At 70.7% G+C, this 19,830-nt stretch carries 19 protein-coding genes; 8 read left to right on the top strand and 11 right to left on the bottom strand.

All coding sequences use genetic code 11. From position 1 onward, the window contains the following. Position 1: 1 nt before the first annotated feature. Together CVO96_RS14040 and meaB are read left to right on the top strand one after the other, a co-directional pair. A complete protein-coding gene (locus CVO96_RS14040) occupies positions 2-415 on the top strand; it encodes a hypothetical protein (RefSeq protein WP_103312764.1) in 414 nt (137 codons plus the stop codon). 6 nt (positions 416-421) lie between these two features. After that, the gene (gene meaB / locus CVO96_RS14035) at positions 422-1,372 is read left to right on the top strand and encodes a methylmalonyl Co-A mutase-associated GTPase MeaB (RefSeq protein ID WP_165795305.1); all 951 of its coding nucleotides are present in this window, start codon (positions 422-424) and stop codon (positions 1,370-1,372) included. Here the strand turns inward: meaB and CVO96_RS14030 are convergent. The 6 genes from CVO96_RS14030 to CVO96_RS14005 form a co-directional block, all read right to left on the bottom strand. Beyond that, positions 1,359-2,015, bottom strand: coding sequence for a DNA-3-methyladenine glycosylase (locus CVO96_RS14030; RefSeq protein WP_243398368.1), 657 nt, complete (start codon positions 2,013-2,015; stop codon positions 1,359-1,361). The two genes, meaB and CVO96_RS14030, sit on opposite strands and share 14 nt — an antisense overlap. Positions 2,016-2,068: 53 nt before the next feature. After that, positions 2,069-2,686, bottom strand: coding sequence for a DNA-3-methyladenine glycosylase (locus tag CVO96_RS14025; protein WP_103312763.1), 618 nt, complete (start codon positions 2,684-2,686; stop codon positions 2,069-2,071). Continuing rightward, on the bottom strand, positions 2,683-3,111 hold the full coding sequence (locus CVO96_RS14020; protein ID WP_103312762.1) for a hypothetical protein: 429 nt from the start codon (positions 3,109-3,111) through the stop codon (positions 2,683-2,685). The genes CVO96_RS14025 and CVO96_RS14020 overlap by 4 nt, the downstream gene beginning before the upstream one ends. Before the next feature lie 4 nt (positions 3,112-3,115). Then, positions 3,116-4,048 (bottom strand): ABC transporter ATP-binding protein, encoded by a 933-nt coding sequence (locus tag CVO96_RS14015; protein ID WP_103312761.1) that lies wholly within the window; start codon positions 4,046-4,048, stop codon positions 3,116-3,118. A gap of 142 nt (positions 4,049-4,190) precedes the next feature. Then, positions 4,191-5,039: an ABC transporter permease gene (locus CVO96_RS14010; RefSeq protein WP_103312760.1), complete on the bottom strand. Its 849-nt coding sequence runs from the start codon at positions 5,037-5,039 to the stop codon at positions 4,191-4,193. Positions 5,040-5,049: 10 nt separating this feature from the next. Continuing rightward, on the bottom strand, positions 5,050-5,760 hold the full coding sequence (locus tag CVO96_RS14005; RefSeq protein ID WP_243398367.1) for an ABC transporter permease: 711 nt from the start codon (positions 5,758-5,760) through the stop codon (positions 5,050-5,052). Positions 5,761-6,080: 320 nt separating this feature from the next. Between CVO96_RS14005 and CVO96_RS14000 the strand changes: the two genes are divergently transcribed. Continuing rightward, entirely contained in the window at positions 6,081-6,863 is a 783-nt protein-coding gene (locus CVO96_RS14000; protein WP_103312758.1) for a DUF937 domain-containing protein, read from the top strand. A 349-nt stretch (positions 6,864-7,212) separates the two neighbouring features. Here the strand turns inward: CVO96_RS14000 and CVO96_RS13995 are convergent, their stop codons facing one another. The 4 genes from CVO96_RS13995 to CVO96_RS13980 form a co-directional block, all read right to left on the bottom strand. Further along, on the bottom strand, positions 7,213-7,887 hold the full coding sequence (locus tag CVO96_RS13995; protein ID WP_103312757.1) for an MIP/aquaporin family protein: 675 nt from the start codon (positions 7,885-7,887) through the stop codon (positions 7,213-7,215). A 119-nt stretch (positions 7,888-8,006) separates the two neighbouring features. Continuing rightward, positions 8,007-8,960: a cysteine synthase A gene (gene cysK, locus CVO96_RS13990; RefSeq protein WP_103313505.1), complete on the bottom strand. Its 954-nt coding sequence runs from the start codon at positions 8,958-8,960 to the stop codon at positions 8,007-8,009. Positions 8,961-9,009: 49 nt separating this feature from the next. Beyond that, complete coding sequence (locus tag CVO96_RS13985; protein WP_103312756.1) at positions 9,010-9,363, bottom strand: hypothetical protein; 354 nt, start codon at positions 9,361-9,363, stop codon at positions 9,010-9,012. Positions 9,364-9,376: 13 nt separating this feature from the next. Continuing rightward, positions 9,377-10,585 carry a CofH family radical SAM protein gene (locus CVO96_RS13980; protein WP_103312755.1) on the bottom strand — a complete coding sequence of 403 codons (1,209 nt, stop codon included), beginning with the start codon at positions 10,583-10,585 and terminating at the stop codon, positions 9,377-9,379. A 159-nt stretch (positions 10,586-10,744) separates the two neighbouring features. Between CVO96_RS13980 and gnd the strand changes: the two genes are divergently transcribed. From gnd to CVO96_RS13955, 5 genes are all read left to right on the top strand, one after another. After that, positions 10,745-11,821, top strand: a complete 1,077-nt coding sequence (gnd, locus tag CVO96_RS13975) for a phosphogluconate dehydrogenase (NAD(+)-dependent, decarboxylating) (RefSeq protein WP_103312754.1) — start codon at positions 10,745-10,747, stop codon at positions 11,819-11,821. Then, a complete protein-coding gene (zwf, locus tag CVO96_RS13970) occupies positions 11,818-13,545 on the top strand; it encodes a glucose-6-phosphate dehydrogenase (protein ID WP_103312753.1) in 1,728 nt (575 codons plus the stop codon). The genes gnd and zwf overlap by 4 nt, the downstream gene beginning before the upstream one ends. A 112-nt stretch (positions 13,546-13,657) precedes the next feature. Then, positions 13,658-14,602 carry a glucose-6-phosphate dehydrogenase assembly protein OpcA gene (locus CVO96_RS13965; protein WP_103312752.1) on the top strand — a complete coding sequence of 315 codons (945 nt, stop codon included), beginning with the start codon at positions 13,658-13,660 and terminating at the stop codon, positions 14,600-14,602. A gap of 163 nt (positions 14,603-14,765) precedes the next feature. Next, positions 14,766-15,854, top strand: coding sequence for a tRNA epoxyqueuosine(34) reductase QueG (queG, locus tag CVO96_RS13960; protein WP_103312751.1), 1,089 nt, complete (start codon positions 14,766-14,768; stop codon positions 15,852-15,854). A gap of 155 nt (positions 15,855-16,009) precedes the next feature. Continuing rightward, entirely contained in the window at positions 16,010-16,900 is an 891-nt protein-coding gene (locus CVO96_RS13955; RefSeq protein WP_103312750.1) for a glutaminyl-peptide cyclotransferase, read from the top strand. Here the strand turns inward: CVO96_RS13955 and CVO96_RS13950 are convergent. Then, entirely contained in the window at positions 16,897-19,764 is a 2,868-nt protein-coding gene (locus CVO96_RS13950; RefSeq protein ID WP_103312749.1) for a GAF domain-containing protein, read from the bottom strand. The genes CVO96_RS13955 and CVO96_RS13950 overlap by 4 nt on opposite strands. Positions 19,765-19,830: the final 66 nt, after the last annotated feature.

Here is a 19,830-nt window from a genome sequence, read left to right as displayed (position 1 = left end):
TATGTTCCGTCTGTTGTTGCTGACCCTGCTCACCCCGACCGCGCTCGCAGTTGGCCTCCCGCCCGTGCCGTACCAGAACCAGGTCAGCCCGAAGCCCACTCAGGTCGGGGGGCTGAAGTCCTGCGCGGTCGGGGAAACCCGCTACCTGCTCGACAGCGCCGGACGTGTCCGGAGTCTGAGCTACGCCCGCCTGATCCCGGACAACACGCTGCGCGTGACCCAGAGCTACGACCGGGCCGGCAAGTTGACTGGCGTGATCGTGAAGTGGGTCGGATTCGCTGGAACCATAATGGACATGCGCGGCGTCTTCGACTCCCGTGGGCGGCTGATCCGGGAAGTGGGCTTCCGACGCGCCGACGTGCTCACGCCGCTGCGGAGCTACCTGCGGCCGGTGCCCAGAGGCGTGAAATGCTGACCACGCATGGCTGACCCGGTGCACTCCCTGACCTCTCCCCTGCTCGCGGGCAGCCGGCGGGCGCTGGCGAAGGCGATCACGCTGAGCGAGTCCACGCGCCCCGAGCACGAGGCGCAGGCCCAGGCGCTGCTGGCCGAGGTGCTGCCCCACGCCGGGAAGTCCGTGCGGGTGGGCCTGACCGGGGTGCCGGGCGTGGGCAAGAGCACCTTCATCGAGGCGCTGGGGATGGCGCTGGCCGACTCGGGGCACCGGGTTGCGGTGCTGGCGGTCGATCCCAGCTCGGCCCGAACCGGCGGCAGCATCATGGGCGATAAGACGCGGATGCCCCGCCTGACCGTGCATCCGAGCGCCTTCATCCGCCCCAGCCCGGCCGGTGGGGCGCTGGGGGGCGTGGCGCGGCGCACCCGCGAGGCCATCACGCTCTGCGAGGCCGCCGGCTACGACGTGGTGCTGGTGGAGACCGTGGGCGTGGGCCAGAGTGAGACGCAGGTCGCCGCCATGACCGACCTGTTCGTGCTGCTCACGCTGCCGAACGCCGGCGACGAGTTGCAGGGCATCAAGCGCGGGATCATGGAACTGGCCGACGTGTGCGTGGTGAACAAGGCCGACACCGACCCGCCCGCCGCCGTGCGCGCCCAGACCGAACTGCGCGCGGCCCTAAACCTGCTGACCCCCCACGACGCTCCCTGGCGGCCCGTGGCGCTGCGGGCCTCGGCATTGACCGGCGAGGGCATCCCCGAGGTCTGGGACACCGTGCAGGACTACGCGGGCACCGTCGATCTGGCCCTCAAACGCCGCGTCCAGAACGGCCTGTGGTTCGACGAACTGCTGCGCGAGGCGGTGTGGCGCGCCTTCCAGCGGGGGCTGGATGCCGGGAAGCTGCGTGAGCTGCGGGCCGAAGTGGAGGTGGGGCGGCTCACGGCGGTGCAGGGCGTGGCGCGGCTCATGTCGGGCTGAGGTTCATGCTGGGCTTGCCCGGCGACACCCAGGGGTTCCCCAGGATCAGAAAGCGCCAGGGCAGGTCGGCCCCCCGGCGCAATCCCACGCGCGAGGTGGTCTGCACGTCGGCGTCCGGCACGGCTTCTCCCGGCACGATGTAGAGGCCGGGGCCGTCGATGGGCGCCCCCTTCAGGTCGGCGCTCATGCCCAGCGCGGTCATGAGTTTGGCCGGGCCGTTGCTCAGATCCGTGCGGCGCTTGACTGCGCGCAGCTCGCGCATGGATTCTTCGCCCCAGACCGGCTCGGCGGCGCGTACCAGGATGGCGGCCTGTACCCCGTCCGGGCGGCACACCACGTTCAGCAGGGGCTGGTCGTAGGCGTAGTGGAAATAGACGGTGCCCGGCGGCCCCGCCAGCATCGCCGCCGCGCCGGGCAGCCGCACGATGACGTGGCAGCTGGGATCGCGTGGGCAGTCGTAGGCTTCGGTTTCCACGATGCGCGCCGCCAGCACCTCACCGGTCGCCAGCGTCCGGACGAGCACGGCGCCCAGCAGAGTCCGCGCGACCTCCACCGGGTCGCCCGCGAAGAAGGACGGCGGCAGCGCGTGAATGTGGGCGAACCGGGCAGGCGGAACCGGGGCGGGATCGGCGGGGAACAGCACAGGCGCAGGGTAGAGGGGGGCGGGAGACGCGCACCGCACGAAGGCTTACGGGCTCAGGATGGGGCCGTCATCTCCATGCTGGGTAGGGCCGGCGACACCCACGGGTTGCCCCGGATGACGAAACGCCACGGCAGGTTGCGCCCTTCCTTGATGCCCACGCGGGCGGTGACCTCGACCTGGTGGGCGGGCAGAGGGGACTCCGGTGCGAGCAGATGCAGTTCAGTGCTGTCCACCGCTGTGCCGCCGATCTGCGCCGGGTTCAGGCCCAGCGCGTACACCAGCTTGGCGGGGCCGTTCGTCAGGTCGCGTTCCCGCGTGACCGGGCGGTTCGTGAGCATCTGGCCGACGCCCTCCAGCGGTTCCAGGGCGCGGATCAGCACGCTCGCGGCGATCCCCTCGGGCCGGCACGAGACCTGCAACAGCGGATGCCCGTGCGCCGTCCAGAACAGCCAGCGCCCCGGCGCCACCGCCATATCGGCGCTGCGGGCGGCGTGGAAGCGCCCGGCGGTGCAGGCCGGATCGCGCGGGCAGTCGTAGGCCTCGATCTCCACGATGCGCCCGCTCAGGCGCTTGCCCTCCGGGGTGAGTCGGACGAGCGTGCCGCCCAGCAGGCCACGCGCGATGGGAACGGGGTCGCCGGCGAAGTGGGCGGGTGGGAGGGGCCGGCTCATCGAGGGGACTGGGCTGGATCGGGCAATGGATAGCGCCAGCAGACGAGCACCGCGCCCACCCAGACCACCAGGTACAGCAGGGCAACGACGATACGTGAGGTCGCCGGAGTCTCACCGGCAGCGAAGGTCAAGGTCAGAACGCTGAGTGTGCGGAGGCTCGCGTGGGCCACGAATGCCAGGGCCAGGGTACGCAACACCCGCTGCTCATGCCCGCGGTGCCTGAACCAGTTCCACCACGTATAAACCATAGGCAAGGCGGTGATGCCAGCCAGCATCCGCCTCAGCGGGGTCTGCTCAGGAATCATGAGAACGGTCCCGAACCCGTAGGCAGTGAACACGCTGAACAGAACCATGAACAGGAGCGGGGTGCTGAGACTGGGCGGCGGCCCCCGAAACCCTTCCTCTGGCGGCGTCTCCGGCGTCATCCACTCAGCCTACCCCTGAGCGCAGCAGGCCGCCCTCGTAGATGCGGCGCACGGTCGCCTCGATGTCCGGCTCCTTCACGGTGATGTCGCGCACCGGGGCGTGGGCGGTCACGCGGGCGATGGGGCCGGCGGCGGCGCCCGTGAAGGCGTAGCGCACGCGGGGGCCATCAGTGCCCAGCAATTCCAGACCGCTGACCTGGGGATCGGCGGGCGCTTCCTCGAAATCCACCACCAGTTCGCGGGCGCTGCCGTACCGGGTCTGCAATCTCGCCAGATCGCCGTCGTACAGCAGTTGCCCGTGGTCGATGATCATGACGCGGCGGGCCAGCCGCTCCACGTCGCCCAGGTCGTGGGTGGTGAGCAGCACCGTGACCCCGTGCTCGCGGTTCACGTGCCGCACGAACTCGCGGATCCGCTCCTTGGCGACCACGTCCAGGCCCACGGTGGGCTCATCGAGGAACAGCAGTTCGGGATCGTGCAGCAGGGCGGCGGCGAGGTCGGCCCTCATGCGCTGGCCCAGGCTCAGGGCGCGGGCGGGCGTGCCCAGGAAGGGGCCGAGTTCCAGCAGCTCCGTGAACGCCGCCAGATTCTCGCGGAAGCGGGCCTGGGGAATGCGGTAGACGTGCCGCAGCAGTTCCAGCGAGTCCTGCACCGGCAGATCCCACCAGAGGGTCGTGCGCTGCCCGAACACCGCGCCCAGGCGGGCCACATGGCGGCGGCGCTCCTCCCAGGGGATCAGCCCGCCGACCTCCACCCGGCCACGGTCGGGCACCAGCAGGCCGGTCAGCACCTTGATGGTCGTGCTCTTGCCGGCGCCGTTCGGGCCGAGGTAACCCACGATCTCACCGCGAGCGATCTGGAAACTGACATCTCGCACCGCCTCCAGCGGCCCCTGACGGGTGCGGAAGGTCTTGTGCAGGTGCTGGACGTGAATCATGGGTGCTCCTTCGGAGCGCAGATGGCGGATGGCAGATGGCGAACAGATCAAGATCGTGTGGAGCGGTGGCGAATATCGAGCCGGCGACAAAAAGTCCACATGGCCTCTGCCTTAGCCATCTGCCATCTGCCTTCCGCCTCCATCACGTCCCCGTCCCCTGGTAGCGGCGCACGCCCAGGCGCCAGAAGGCGAAGGCGGCGGCCAGGAGCGCCGGCCCGACCAGCGGGGCGAGGAAGGCGGCGAAGCCCGGCAGGCCATCGGGCAGCGGGCGGCCCAGGACGTGCAGCACGGGAAAGTACGACAGGAAGGCGGCGGGGATCAGGTAGGTGAAGGTCTTGCGGAGCCACTCCCCGTAGATGTCCATGGGGTACGAGATCAGCGTGCGGCCGCCGTAGGTGAGCACGTTCATGGCCTCCACGCTGTCCACCGTCCAGAAGGTGAGGGCGCCGCCGACCACGAACAGGCCGCCGAAGAAGGCGATCATGCCCGCGACCGCGCCGCTCAGCAGGGCCACGTCGCCCAGGCTCCAGGCGACCTCCACGTGGGTCACCCCGTAGGCCACGATGCCGGCAGCCAGCACCACGCGGGTCAGGCGGCGCAGCGCGAAGTCCGAGCCGAACACCTGCAGTGCCAGCGGCGCGGGGCGCAGCAGGAAGGTGCTGAAGCTGCCCGAGCGGACGTGCGCGCTCAGGTTGGGGGCATCGAAGCCGCCGAAGGCCAGATCCATCAGCACGAAGGCCAGTTCGGCCAGGCCGTACAGCAGCGCCACCTCGCCCAGCGTCCAGCCCGACAGCGTGCCGAAACGCGGCAGCACCAGCGCGAAGGCGGCGAACTCGGAGGCGGTTATCAGGGCGGCGGCCACGGCGTCGAGTGCGAACGAGACCCGGTAAACGCCCTGGGAGCGGGCCTGGGCGCGCAGGAGGAGGAAGTAGAGATGCAGATGGCGGATGGCCGATGGCAGAAGGCCAGGAGATTCGTCCCGCCAGTGCATATCTTCTCCCCTACCCACCGGCCAGCTCCAGGCGGCGCAGGCCGCGCGCGAGCACCATGGCGGCCAGGGCGAACAGCGCCACCGTCCAGGCGAGTTGCGTGCCCAGGGCGGCCCAGGCGTCGGGGCCGATCCTCTGGCCCAGCCAGAGTTCCACGGTGGTGTTCAGCATAGCCGGGAAGGGTGTCCAGGCCAGCACCGACTGGAACCAGCCGGGAAACAGCGCCAGCGGCATCAGGAAGCCGCAGCACAGGTTCATGGCGGCCCAGGCGAAGCGGCCGATGCCCACCGCGTCGGGTGACCAGAAGGCCGCGCAGTTCACCAGGAAGCGGAAGGCGAAGCCGCAGGCCCAGGCCAGCCCCACGCTGAGCACGGTCAGTCCGGCCTGCGGACCACCCGGAAAGCCAGCGCCCCAGAGCAGCGCAAACAGCCCCAGCATGGGCAGACCGCGCAGCACGAACTGTCCGGCGGCGCGCCCAGCGTCCTGCGCGGCCCAGAAGGCCAGCACGTTCACCGGGCGCAGCAGGTCGCCGCCGACCTCGCCCCGGTGAATCACACGCATGAAGTCGTACCAGCCGAACAGCGAGAAGGCTGCGATGAACGCCTGGGTGAGCCCGGTGTACGTGATCGCGTCCTGCATGGTGAATCCCGCCACCTGGGGCCGGGAGCCGAACAGCGCCACCAGCACGGCGACCCGCAGCGCCCCGAAGAACAGGTTGGTCACCAGCCCCCAGAACGCCGAGGCCGGGTAGGCGAACTGCCGCCGGTAGCCCAGGCGGGCGGCGGCGAGATACAGCGCGGCGTTGACGGACGCCGGGGGGCGGGAGAGCAGGGGCGCGTGCAGGGATGACCTCCGCCCCTGGGGGCCGGTGAGCTGGGCGAGATGGGAAGCCGGCCAAAAACGGCCCAGCGTAACGGCTGCGCGCCCGCCAGGGTATACGCCATGTGGCGGAGGTCAAGGTTTCCGGAGCGCCCCCCGGTTGTGGGCATCGGGCCGGCAGGGGGTACGCTGAACCCCATATCACTTCACAGGAGGCACAGACCATGATGGACATCTTCAACATGCTGGGCGGGATGGGCAAAGCGCAGCAGACCGTGGGCCAGCAGCTCGGCACCAGCCCCCAGCAGACCCAGTCGGCCATGGAGGCGGCGGTGCCGCTGCTGCTGGGCGCGCTGACCCGCAACGCCACGCAGCCCGGCGGCCTGGACGCCCTGAGCGGCGCGCTGGGTCGCCACGACGGCAGCGCCCTGGACGCCTTCAGCCAGGGTCAGGCGCCCGATGTGCAGGACGGCCAGAAGATCCTGGGCCACGTCTTCGGCGGCCAGCAGCAGCAGGCGGCGCAGGCGGTGGGCCGGCGCGCGGGAATTGACCCCCAGCTCGCCATGCAGATCCTGAGCATGGCCGCGCCGCTGGTGATGGCCTACCTGAGCCGCCAGCGCCAGGGCAACCAGGGCGGCATGGGCCAGATGAATCAGGGCCAGATGGGGGGCGCCATGCAGGGCGGCGGCATGGACATCGGCAGCATTCTGGGCGGTCTGCTCGGCGGCGGCGCAGCGGGTGGCCTGGGCGGCATGCTCGGCGGAATGCTGGGCGGCGGCCAGCCCCAGCAAATGCCCCAGCAGCACCACGACCAGCAGAACTACGGCCAGGGCAGCGTGCTGGGCGGCGGTCAGGTGATCCCCGGCCTGCCCCAACAGCAGGGCCAGATGGGCCAGCCACAACAGGGCGGCGGCCTGCTGGGCACCCTGAACGGCGCGCTGGATCAGGACGGCGACGGCAACGCGCTGGACGACCTGATCGGCATGTTCGGCGGCCAGCGCCGCTGAGCACAGGAAACAAGCAATGGAGGCGACCCAGTTGTGGTCGCCTTTTCTTCTGTACGGTACGTCTAGGAGCTTGAACCGCACCCTCTCCCCAATCCACCTGCAAGTTGAGAGGACGCCAAGGGTCGAAGCACCCCCCCTGCCCCCTACCGAACGCCATCGTGCGCGAAGCGCGCGGGCAACGACGCGCCTCCGCAAACAGCCGGTATGGAGCCCACGCCGACACAACCTCCAGGTGGGGCCAGCTAAAAAACCGTGGCGACCACATGCCGAGCGCAGCGCTTCGCTCCCCCTGCCCCCCTGGGGTAGGGGGCTGGGGGGTGGGGAAGCCCGCCGCCGGCGAGCACCTTCCTCAGTTCTTCATTTCCGGCGGCACGGGCCGGGGCCGCAGCCCCTCGGTGAAGGTGGCGATAGACGCACCCAGCGCGGCCCCGATCAGTGGCCCGACCCAGTACAGCCAGTGGAGGTTCCAGTCGCCCGAGACCAGCGCCGGCCCGAAGGAGCGCGCGGGGTTCATGGCGGCGCCGGTCAACGGCCCCACCGCCAGGATGTCGGCCACGATGGTCAGGCCGACGATCAGGCCGCCCAGGACGTGCCGCTGGTGGATGGCGACCTTGACGATCACCAGCACCAGAAAGGCGGTAGCGATGACCTCGCCCAGCAGGCCGCCGCCCACGCTGACGCCTGTGCCCAGGGCCGGCAGCCCGGAGGCCACCGCCTGCACCTTCGCCGGCCCGGCCACCGCCAGCGCCGCCAGCGAGCCCAGCACGGCGCCGCCCAGCTGGGCGGGAATGAAACTCAGGGTGGTGCGCCAGTCCTGATGGCCGCTCAGGCTCAGGCCGAAGGAGACGGCAGGGTTGAACTGCCCCCCGCTGACGGTGCCCAGCGCCATCGCCATGACGGCGATCGCCAGACCGTGGGCGAAGGCGACCCCCAGCAGCCCGGCGTTGTTGGAAATGGCGAGCACGCCGACAAAGACGAGTGCAAAGGTGCCGATAGCTTCGGCCGTGAGTTTCTGAGGCAACATGAGGGGACTATAGAGAGCCCGGACTCAGACTCCAAACCGGCGGAAACAGCGAAGCCCGGGGCTGGGGAGGTCAGCCAGGGCCGCTGATCCGGAAGAGGCCCGTCCAGATCCGGGCGGCTTCAGTCCACCCGCTCGCGCGAGTAGGGCTTCAGGCCGCTGGGCGTGCCGGGGCCGCCGGTATACAGCGCGGTGGTGAGATACCGCGCGCCCGTGTCGCAGGCGATGGTCGCCACGCGCTTGCCCCCGCCCAGCCGCCGGGCCACCTGCAGCGCCGCCCAGGCGTTGGCGCCGCTGCTCATGCCCACGAACACGCCTTCCTCCTGCGCCAGCCGGCGGGCCAGCGGATAGGCGTCCTCCTCCCAGACCTGGACGATGTCGTCGATGATACTGCGGTCGAGGTTGGGCGGCACGAAGCCCGGCCCCATGCCCTGGAAGCCGTGCTCGCCGCGCTCGCCGCCCGAGAGGACGTTGCTGCGCGCCGGCTCCACGGCGATCACCTGAACGTCCGGGTTCTGGCGCTTGAGGTAGCGGCCCACGCCGCTGATGGTGCCGCCCGTGCCGCTGCCGTACACGAAGGCGTCGATCCGGCCCTCCATCTGCTCCCAGAGTTCGGGGCCGGTGGTGCGTTCGTGGGTGGCCGGGTTGGCGGGGTTGGAAAACTGGCCCATCATCACGGCGCCCGTCTCGGCAGCAATGCGCTCGGCCTCCTCGATGGCGGCCAGCATCCGGCGCTCGGGGTCGGTCAGCACGAGTTCGGCGCCGTAGGCGACCAGCGTGCGCTTGCGCTCCTCGCTCATCTGGGCAGGCATACACAGGACGAGTTTGTACCCCTTGGCCGCCGCCACCTGCGCCAGCCCGATGCCGGTGTTGCCGCTGGTGGGCTCCACGATGGTGCCGCCGGGCTTCAGGCGGCCGCTGCGCTCGGCGTCCTCGATGAGGCCCAGGGCAGTGCGGTCTTTGATGCTGCCGCCGGGGTTGAGCCCCTCCAGCTTCACGAACACGTCCGCCATGCCGGGTTCGGTCACGCGCGCGAGCTGCACCAGGGGCGTGTGTCCAATCAGCGACTCGATCATGCGGCCCAGCATAGAGCGGTGTGCGCGATCAACCGTGTCTCCACAGGCTTTAGCGGATGAACCAGATGATCAGCCGGGCGTCCTGGCCCTCCGCCTGCAGGGCCTGGGCGAAGGCCAGCCAGGCCCGCAGGCGCAGCGCCATGTCCGGGTCGGCGTGGGGCAGCAGCGCCGGCAGCTCGTCCGGGCGCACCCAGGTCTGGCCCACGATGTCGCCGTCCTCGAACAGCAGATCGGTGCTGACCTGCAGGCTCAGGTCGCCGGGATGCTGGCGCTCGGCCAGCCCCGCCGCGCCCAGCGCCTCCAGAAATGCGGAGGGAGTCGGCATCAGGAAGCGCGCCTCGGTCTCCCAGTCGCTGCTCGGTGGGGGACGACGTTCACACAGGATGTAGGCCAGCGCCAGCATCTCGGGTCGGGCCTCAGCCCGGCGTCCCGACGGCGCGCTCCCGCTCGGGATTGGCCTCGCTCTGGTGCAGGGCGGCCCGGGCGTCGGGCCAGTCGATGATCTGGAAGCGGCTGTTGCGGATGGCGGGCCGGAACCCGGCGTCCACGGCGATACGGATCAGTTCGCGCACGGTGGCCTGGTGCCGGCCGTGCCCCCCCGCCGCCGAGACCACGTTCTCCTCCAGCATGGTGGAACCCAGGTCGTTCGCGCCGTAGAACAGCGCCGCCTGCGCGACCTTGAAGCCCTGCGCCGGCCACGACGCCTGGATGTTGACCACGTTGTCCAGCGCGATCCGCGCGATGGCGAGCTGCTGCAGGTACTCGTGGGCGCTGGCGCCCGGCGCCTTGCCGTGCAGGCGGGTGTGCTCGGTCTGCAGCGTCCACATGGCGAAGCCCGAAAAGCCGTTGCCGCCGTAGTCGCGCAGGGCCCTGTCCTGCTGATCCCGGATCTTCAGGAGGTGGCTGGTGCGCTGGGCGTAGGTCTCGCCGAAGCCGATCACCATGGTCGAGATCGTGTACAGCCCCTTGCGCTGCGCCGCGTCCAGAATGCGGAACCAGTCGTCGGAACGGATGCGCGCCGGCGCCGCCTTGGCCCGCACGTCGTCTTCCAGGATCTCGCCCCCGGCGCCGGGCAACCCGTCCAGCCCCGCCTCGATCAGCGTGTCGAGCAGCGCGTCCAGGCTCAGGCCGAAGGTCTTTTCCATGAACAGCACTTCTTCGGGCGAGAACGCGTCGATCCGGATGGTCGGGTGGTTCGCCTTCACGTGGCGCAGCAGGCCGGTGTAGTAGTCCAGGCCCAGCGCCGGGTTCACACCGCCCTGCAGCAGGATGCGCGTGCCGTTCACGGCCTCCAGCTCACGGATCTTGGCGCTGACCTGCTCGTATTCCAGGGTGTAGCTGTCCTTCTGGCGCCCGGTGCGGTAGAAGGCGCAGAAGTTGCAGCCCACGTTGCAGATGTTGGTGTAGTTGATGTTGCGGTCGATCAGGAAGCTCACCACTCCGGGGTCGCGGCGCGCCCCCCGCAGCAGGTTGGCCACCGAGGCGACCTCCGGCAGCGGCAGGTGGTACAGCGACTCGATCTCGGCGGCGCTCAGGCGCTCGCCGCGCGCCGCCTTGTCCAGCACCTCGGCGCCGGGCAGCGGGGCGTGCGGCTGGGCAGGGATGGGGAGGGCGGGGGCACTCATGAGCCCACGCTAGCACCTGGGGCCTGGGCACGGGTCCCGCCTCCCCGGCACAGGGAAACACCATGTCTTAAGCTCCGGCCAGCGGCCGAAGTGGGCGGCGTATCATGCCCGACGTGAACGGAGGCGGCGTGGAAGCGCTTCCCCGCCGGGAGGTACGGAATGAAGATCGGCATGATTGGCCTGGGGAAAATGGGCGGCAACATGGTGCTGCGGCTGCAGCAGGGCGGCCAGCACGTGGTCGGCTACGACCGCTCCGAGGAGGCCCTGCAGAACATCGAGGCCCACGGCGCCCAGGGCACCCGCTCCATGGACGACTTTATCGCCGCGCTGGGCGAGCCGGGAACGCGCGCCGTGTGGCTGATGGTGCCCGCCGGCAAGATCACCCAGTCAGTCATCGACGACCTGGCCGCCCGCCTCTCGCCCGGCGACATCATCATCGACGGCGGGAACTCCAATTTCAACGACACCAAGCGCCGCGCCGAGGAACTGGCCGCCCGGGGGCTGCACTTCGTCGACGTGGGCACCTCGGGCGGGATCTGGGGCCTGAAGGAGGGCTACGCCATGATGGTCGGCGGCCCCGAGGACGCCGTGGAGCGCCTGCGCCCCGCGCTGGAGGTGCTGGCCCCCGCGCCGGATCGCGGCTGGGGCCGCATGGGGCCTTCGGGCAGCGGGCATTACGTGAAGATGGTGCACAATGGCATCGAGTACGGCATGATGCAGGCCTACGCCGAGGGCTTCGAGCTGCTGAACGCCAAGAAGGACTTCGAGCTGGACATGGCCCAGATCGCGGAGCTGTGGCGCCACGGCTCGGTCGTGCGGAGCTGGCTGCTCGACCTGACCGCCGAGGCACTGAAGAACTCCGCCGATTTCGAGCAGCTCTCGGACTACGTGGCCGACTCCGGCGAGGGGCGCTGGACGATCATCGACTCCATCGAGCTGGGCGTGCCCACCCCGGTCATCACGCTGGCGACCCAGATGCGCTTTCGCAGCCAGCAGGAGGTCTCCTACGCCGGCCAGATGCTCTCGGCCATGCGCCGCGCCTTCGGCGGGCACGCGGTCAAGACGCTGGAGGCGCCCAGGCAGGAGGGTATGGTGCCCGCCGTGCAGGCCGGCGAGCATCCCGAGGCCGCCGCCCCGAAGAACATTCCCGCCGCGGCCGCCGCCTCGACCGGCAGCGCCGACCAGGCCCAGCAGCTGGGCGAGTCTGGTCAGCAGCGCGTGAAGGGCGACGAATGACCGGAACGCGCAAGAAGGCGGCCGGGACGAAGGCCGCTCCGGCAGCCCCACGGGCCACCTCCCCACAGGCCACCCGCCAGGCCGTGACGAAAAAACGGGCCTCGGAGAAGGTGGGCGTGGCGCAACCGGCGCCGACCGCAGCCACCCTGGCCGCCAGCGGCGAGGGCACGACCAGAAAGTCGCGCAAGCGCGTGCCCGCCGCTGTGCCCGGCGGCGAGGCACACAACCCCTTCCGCACTCACATGCGCCGCAGCCGGGCGCCCGAACCCGCCACGCTGGTCATCTTCGGCGCGACCGGCGACCTGGCGCGGCGCAAGCTGCTGCCCGCCGTGTTCGGGCTGTGGCAGGACGGCCTGCTGGGCAGCGCCTTCAACATCGTCGGGATCGGCCGCCAGGACATGAACGACGAGCAGTTCAAGGACTTCGTGATCCAGGCCCTGGAAGGCAGTAAGGAAACCGACACCCCGCAGCCCGGCAACCTGGAGAAGTTCCGCGAGCTGCTCTACTACGAGTTCGGCGACTTCTCCGGCGACGAGGTGTACGCCCTGATCGACAAGGAGCTGGCCCGCGCCCAGGACGACCACGGCGGGCGCAAGAACGCGCTGTTCTACCTCTCCACCCCGCCCAGCCTCTTCGAGCCGATCAGCAACGGGCTGGGGCGCCTGGGCCTGGCCGACGAATCCGAGGGCTGGCGCCGGCTGGTCATCGAGAAGCCCTTCGGCCGCGACCTGGACAGCGCCCGCGAGCTGAACGACGCCATCCACAAGTCCTGGGACGAATCGCAGGTCTACCGCATCGACCACTATCTGGGCAAGGAGACGGTGCAGAACCTGATGGCGATCAGATTTGGCAACGCCATCTTCGAACCGCTGTGGAACCGGGGCTACGTCGATCATGTGCAGATCACCGCCTCGGAGGATCTGGGGCTGGAGGGCCGCGCCGGCTACTACGAGGAAGCCGGCGTGGTGCGCGACATGCTGCAGAACCACCTGATGCAGCTCTTCGCCCTGACCGCCATGGAAGCTCCGGCCGCCTTCGACGCCGAGGCGATCCGCGACGAGAAGGTCAAGGTGCTGCGGGCGGTGAGGGAGATCCCGCGCGGGCGCGTGAAGAGTGTGGCCGTGCGCGGGCAGTACGGCCCCGGCACCATGGACGGGGCCAAGGTGCCGGGCTACCGCCAGGAGCCCAACGTCCGTCCGGCTTCCCCCACCCCGACCTACGTGGCGGTCAAGCTGGAGGTGGACAACTGGCGCTGGCAGGGCGTGCCCTTCTTCCTGCGAACCGGCAAGCGGCTGCCCAAGAAGGTCACCGAGATCGCGGTGGTGTTCAAGCGCCCGCCGCTGGGCATCTTCCCGGGCGGCCTGGAGCGCAACGTGCTGGCCTTCCGCATCCAGCCCGACGAGGGCGTGAGCCTGAAGTTCTCCTCCAAGACACCGGGGCAAGAGATGGTGCTGCGCGAGGTCGTGATGGACTTCCGCTACGACGCCTTCGGGGCGCAGCTGGAAAGTCCGTATTCCCGGCTGCTGCTCGACGCCCTGCTGGGCGACGCGACCCTCTTCCCCCGCGAGGACGAGGTCGATCACGCCTGGCAGCTCGTGAGCGGCATCCTGGAAGCCTGGGAGGGCGGGTCGGCCCCCGAGTTCCCGAACTACACCTCCGGCACCTGGGGCCCCGACGCCGCCGACGAGCTGATCGGCCCGGATCGGCGCTGGAGGAGACTATGAAAGAGCGGCCGATGGCAGATGGCAGAGGGCTGATGGCTGATGGCATGACTGCAACCTGGGTTTTTGCCCTCTGCCATCTGCCATCCACCTTCTGCGCCGCCAGAGGCGGCATATGACCTACGCCACCGACCTGAAGCCGCTGGGGCCGGCCCTGACTTCCGTGCGCCGCGCCCAGAGCACGCTGGACGAGCTGTGGGCGCAGACAAACGTGGAGACGCGGGCCTACACCGGCAACATCATCGCGCTCACCGTTCACGCCCATGTCCGGCGGGTGGAGGAGGCGCTGGCGGGGCTGGAGGGGCGCTTCGCCGGGCGGCAGATCATCGGCGTGATGGACGGCTCGGACGACCTGAAGGTGCACGCCAGCCTGGTGCCGCAGCACGGCGGGCTGTACGTGGAGAGGTTGACCCTGGACGCCAACGCCGGGCAGCTGCAGGGCGCGATCCTGCCGCTGCTGCGCCCAGCCACGGTCAACCATGTCTGGTGGGGCGCCGACACCAAGCCCGGCGGCGTCCTCATGCACGAGCTGACCGACGTGGCCGACCAGATCATCTGCGACTCGCTCTCGCTGGACGTCCCCCCGGCGCGCCACTACGCGCTGGCCGACCTGGGCTGGAGCCGCTCGGCACCGTGGCGCGAGGCGCTGGCCCAGGTCTTCGACTCGCCCGACGCCGCCCGGCAGCTCCCCCGGATCACCCACCTGACCGTGCGCTATTCCGGGCGCAAGGATCTGCCCGCCCGGCTGTTCGCGGGCTTCGTCGCCGACACCCTGAAGTGGCGTGACCTGCGGAACGTGACCTTCAAATCGGGCCGCTGCGGGCGCGAGAACGGCGACCTGTGCGGCGTGGAACTGAGCGGCGACGGCGTGCGCTTTGCCCTGAACGCCGAAGCGGGCGAGGTGGCGCGCGCCGAGGCCGTGTGGGAAGGTGTTCGGCGCGTGACCGAGATGAACGTGCCCAGCATGACCCTGGCGCAGGGCCTGGGCCGCGTGATGGCCCGCCCCGAGCGCGGCGAGGGCTTCGAGAACGCCTGGAAGATGGCGAAGGCCAGCCTGTAGGGAGCTGTTGAAGGGTCGAACCGTCGAGCGGTCGAGCGACAGCAGGGGCACGGTTCGGGCAGGGCACTTGAAGTGGTCGCCGCTTCTTGCGTTGCGCCGGCTTTCCTGTCGGTGTGACGAACCTTCCAGCGGCGCTCACCCTGGGGAGGGCATACTTCCAGGCATGAGCGCCGCCGAGACCCTCGCCGACCTCGCGCAGCATCTGGGCGCGGACGCGGTGGGCTGGGCACCGGCGCAGGTTCCGCAGGGCGCCGTAGACGAGTACGCTGGCTGGCTCGCGGCCGGTCGGCACGCGGGCATGGGCTATCTGGAACGGCAGTTGCCCGCCCGCGCCGATCCGTCCAGCCGGCTGGAAGGCGTGGGCAGCGTGCTAGTGCTGGGCGTGTCTCACGCCTTCACGGAGCCGCCGAAGCCGGCCGGCGGCGTGCGGGTGGGCCGGGTGGCGCGCTACGCCTGGACGCCCGACTACCACGACCAGCTCCAGCCCGTGCTGAGCCGCCTGGAACAGGAGGCGGCCGCGCTGGGCGTACGGGCGCGGGGCTACGTGGATCACGGCCCGGTGATGGAGCGGCTGTTCGCGGCGGGCGGCTTCCTGGGCTGGCGCGGCAAGTCCGGAATGCTGGTGAGCACGCGCCTGGGCGCCTTCGTGACCCTGGCGGTGCTGCTGACCGACCTGCCGCTACAGGGGCCACCCCAGGATCATCCGGATCGCTGCGGCCGCTGCTTTCGCTGCGTGGCCGCCTGCCCCACGAACGCCATCGGGGACGACCGGGCCATCGACGCGCGGCGCTGTATCTCGTACCTGACCATCGAGCACCGGGGCCCGCTGCCCCTGGAGCTGCGCCCTGGCGTGGGCGACTGGCTGTTCGGCTGCGACGTGTGCAGTGAGGTCTGTCCGTGGAGCGAGCACGCCGGCCCGCTGGCTACACTGCTGCGGCCCGAGCCCGAGCTGGCGTTTCCCGATCTGGGCCGCTTCTTCGGGGTCAGCGAGCGGGGCTTCGAGCGCGCCTTCGCCGGCAGCGCCTTCCTGCGCCCGCGCCGCAAGGGCATGGCCCGCAACGCCCTGACCGTGCTGGGCAACACCCGCGCTCCGCAGGGCTGGCCGCTGCTGCTGGCCGGCGCCGCCGACCCCACCTGGGAGGTGCGCGAGGCCGCCGCCTGGGCCCTGACGCAGTGGGACGAACCCCGGCATCTGCGCCCGCTGCAGAGCGATCCCCACGAGGCGGTGCGGGCCGCCGCCGGCCACCTCTGAACCCGTCTCGCTGTGAACACAGTTCGTCTTAACCCGGCCCATCTGAACCCGGCCCATCTGAACCCAGTCCATCTGAACACTTCCCAAAGGTGGGCCAAAGGCGGGACGGGGCACGGCGGTCACCTGCCCCACCGGCTTGCCACTACCATGGGGGAGTGCGCGTCTCCCTACCCCTGCTGCTCTCCACCCTGCTCGCTTCGGCGGCCCTGGCCCAGCCGGTGACCGGCCCTGGCCCGGCGGGTTCGGGCTCGGCGGGCGCAGGAGCGCCGGGCAGCGCCCAGGGCCGCACCCCGGTGCTCACGCCCGTGGTCACGGCCCGCCACCCGCACGACCGCCTGGCCTTTACCGAGGGGCTGCAGTATCTGGGCGACGGCGTGTATATCGAGAGCACCGGTCAGGTCGGGGCCTCCGGTGTCCGGCGCCTGAACCTGAAGACGGGGCGGGTGCTGGCCGAAACGGAGACGCCGATCGCGACGTCCTTCGGCGAGGGCGTGACCGTGCTGGGGGGCGTGGCCTACCACCTGACCTGGCAGGACGGCGTGGCCTTTACCTTCGACGCCAAGACCCTGCGCGAGACCGGCCGCTACCGCTACAGCGGCGAGGGCTGGGGCCTGACCACCGACGGCCGGGCGCTGATCATGAGCAACGGCACCTCCACGCTGGTCTGGCGCGATCCCAAGACCTTCGCGGTTCGCCGGAGCGTACAGGTCACGGATCAGGGTCAGCCGGTGAAGAACCTCAACGAGCTGGAATACGTGCAGGGCCAGATCTACGCCAACGTCTGGCTCAGCGACCGGATCGCCCGGATCGACCCCCAGACGGGCCGGGTCACGGCCTGGATCGACGTGGCGAACCTGACCCGCGAGGCCAGCCTGCAGGCCGTGCGCTCTGGCAGGCCACTGACCTTCGACGACGTTCCGAACGGCATCGCCTTCATCCCGGAACGGGGCACGCTGCTGATCACCGGCAAGCGCTGGGAACTGATGTTCGAGGTCAGGGTGCCCGGCGTGAAAGCCGACACGGTCGGCCAGACCCCCCGCCGCTAGGCCGACGCTGGAGGCGCGGCCTCCGAGTCTGGCGCGGCCGGCAGGGTGAAGGAGAAGGTCGTGCCCACGCCGCTGGAACTCAGCCCCAGATGGCCCCGGTGGCGCTCGACGATCTTGCGGGCGATCGACAGGCCGATACCGCTGCCCTCGTAGACGTCGCGGGCGTGCAGGCGCTGGAAGATGCCGAAGATCCGCTCGTGGTGCTGCGGCTCGATGCCGATGCCGTTGTCGGACACGCTGAAGCGGATCAGCCCGCCCTGCGCCTCGGCCCGCACCTGTACCACGGGCGGGCGGCCGGGGGCCGTGAACTTGAGGGCGTTGCCGATCAGGTTCTGGAAGAGCTGGCGCAGCTGCGAGGGGTCGCCCAGCACATCCGGGAGCTCGGCCACCCTGACCTGGGCCTGCGTGCGCTCCTGCTGGGCCGACAGATCCTGCATGACCCGCGCGACGACCTGCCCGGTCTGCACGGTCACGAAGGGCGCCTCCGAGGTGGCCACCCGCGAAAAGGCCAGCAGATCCTGGATCAGCTGCGCCATGCGGCTGGTACCCTCGGTGATGACCTGGACGTAGGTCTGCACCCTTTCGTCCTGGGGGCCGTCCGGGTGCCCCTGATAGCGGGACGCCAGCAGCTGGGCGAAACTGGTGACGCTGCGGAGCGGTTCCTGGAGGTCGTGGCTGGCCACGTAGGCGAACTGCTCCAGCTCCGCGTTGCTGTGTTCCAGCTCACGGGTGCGCTGCGCGAGCTGCGCCACCACGGCGGCACGTTCCAGCGCCAGGGTCAGCCCGCGCCCCACCGCCCGCAGCACGGCCGCGTCCTGCTCCGTCCAGTTGCGGCTGCTCCGCAGGCCCAGCCCCATGAACGCGAAGAGTCGGCCCTGCACCCTCAGCGGGTACACGGCGGCGGCGCCGTAGGCCTCGGTGTGGGCGATCTGCTGGCGCGCCGAGTCCCAGCGCTCGGTAAAGGTCGCCTCGCCGCTGCGGATCGCCTCGGCGAACAGGGGGGTATCCAGCGGCAGGCCGGCGCGCAGGACGGCCAGCAGCTCTGGCTGATCCTCGATGTCCGGAGACCAGCTGCGGGCCACCAGCCGATCCTCCTCGAGCTGGTAGTACACCGAGGTGCTGGTGTCGCTGAAGCGTGCCCGGAGCACCTCGAAGGCCTGGTGCGAGAGGCCCAGCACGTCGGTCTGCACTCCCGCCGCCTCGGTGAAGACCGTGAAAGCCTCCAGCGCGGCGCGCTCCTCCCGCAGCCGGCGGGTCTGCAGGGTGCGCTCCAGGGCCAGCCCCAGCGAGCGAACGACGCTCTCCAGCACCGCGCGGTCGGCCGCCGACCACAGGCGACGCCCGTCGAGGCCGTAGCCGAACATGCCCTGCCGCTGCGTGCCGACCAGCACGGGCAGGATGGCGCTGCACTCCAGGCCCTCGGTGCCGGGCAGGCGGGTGTCTCGCCCGGCATTGCCCGCATCGGTGTAGAACGGCTGGCCGCTGTCCCAGGGCAGCTGGAAATCCCGCGCCTGGGCGTAGGGCAGTGGGGTGCTCAGCAGGGCGCCGAGCGCCGGATCGGCCGGGGCGCCCACCTGCGATTTCAGGTGCCAGACCTGATCCTCCAGTTCGTAGTACATCGCGAAGCCGCTGGGGATCAGGCTCACGGCCACCTCCTGCGCGCGCCGCACCAGGGCGGCCGGGTCGCCCAGCAGGTTCAGATCGCGGGTCAGCTCCGCGAAGCTCTCCAGGGCGCCGGTGCGCGCGGCCAGCTCGGTGTTCCTGGCCTCCAGCTGGGCGGTGATGTCTGCGCGCTCCAGGGCCAGTCGCAGGCTGCGCGCCACCGCCTGGAACACGGCCCGGTCGCGCGCCGTCCAGCCGCCGGAGCGGCGCAGGCCCGCCGAGAGCATCCCGCGCACCTCGCCGTCCAGCACGATCGGTGCGGTGGCGGCCGAGGCGAAGGCCCCGGACTGCGCCACCTGCCCGGCCTGGGCGTCCCAGTGGTCGACGAAAACGGGCTGCATGGTCTGCAGCGACTGGGCAAAGATCGGCGTGTCCAGCGGCAGACCGGCCCTCAGGGTCGACAGCAGTTCCGCGTCCTGCTCCATGTCCGGCGTCCAGGCGAAGAGCGTGAACAGCCCGTCCCGCCTCACGAAATACGCTGCCTCCGCATCTCCGAACTGGGCCAGCAGGGCGCCGACCGCCTGTCGGGTCAGGCTGTGCATGTCCGTCTGCGTTCCGACCGCCTCGGTGAAGGCGACGAAGGCGTCCTGCGCGCCACTGTCCTGGGGGCTGCCGGCTCTGTCCGTGCGGCCGCCCGGCTGCGGCCCCGGCTGATCGCCGAGCACTCGCGCCAGTCCCTGCGCCAGCAGGGCGGCCAGGGTCTGCAGCTGCCGCCGCCGGGGGGGCGCGAAGTCCTCTGGGGCGGGAAACTCCAGCGCCAGCGCCCCCAGGATCACCCCGCCCAGCCACAGCGGCAGGACGGCCGCCGAGGCGACCCCCCCCACCTGTCCACCCCGTTCCGGAGACGTCTGTCCCAGCGCCCCCGCGTCCGGAAAGTACAGGGCCTCGCCGTTCAGGGCAACTTCTACGGGTGTGCCGGCGCCGGTGCCCGTGAGGTTCAGCAGGGTCAGCGGCCCGGCGGAGAGCGGCACCAGGGTGGGTCGCTCGCCGTCCCCTGGCTGGTCTGCAGGGGAGGAAGCCTCTGGGCAGGGCACCCACACCGCGCTGGCGGCGCCGATCCCCAGTGCCTGCAGGGCTGGCCCGAGCCCGGCCGCCTGGAGGTCGGCCACGCTGCGGGCACAGGCCAGGGTGTCCGTCAGCGTGTGGAACCAGAGTTCGGGGTCAGGGCGGGCCCCATCCGGGCTCACGCTCAGGTCTGACATAGATGAAGAATAGCTCAAGGCCAGTGTGGAGACACGCTCAAGTCGCTGTGAGCGCCAGGCTGAACC

This window comes from Deinococcus koreensis, assembly GCF_002901445.1.
In the GTDB taxonomy this organism is placed as follows: Bacteria; Deinococcota; Deinococci; order Deinococcales; family Deinococcaceae; genus Deinococcus; species Deinococcus koreensis.
The sequence above is the reverse complement of the archived record's forward strand: the minus strand, read 5'-3'. Positions and strand labels throughout refer to the sequence as shown.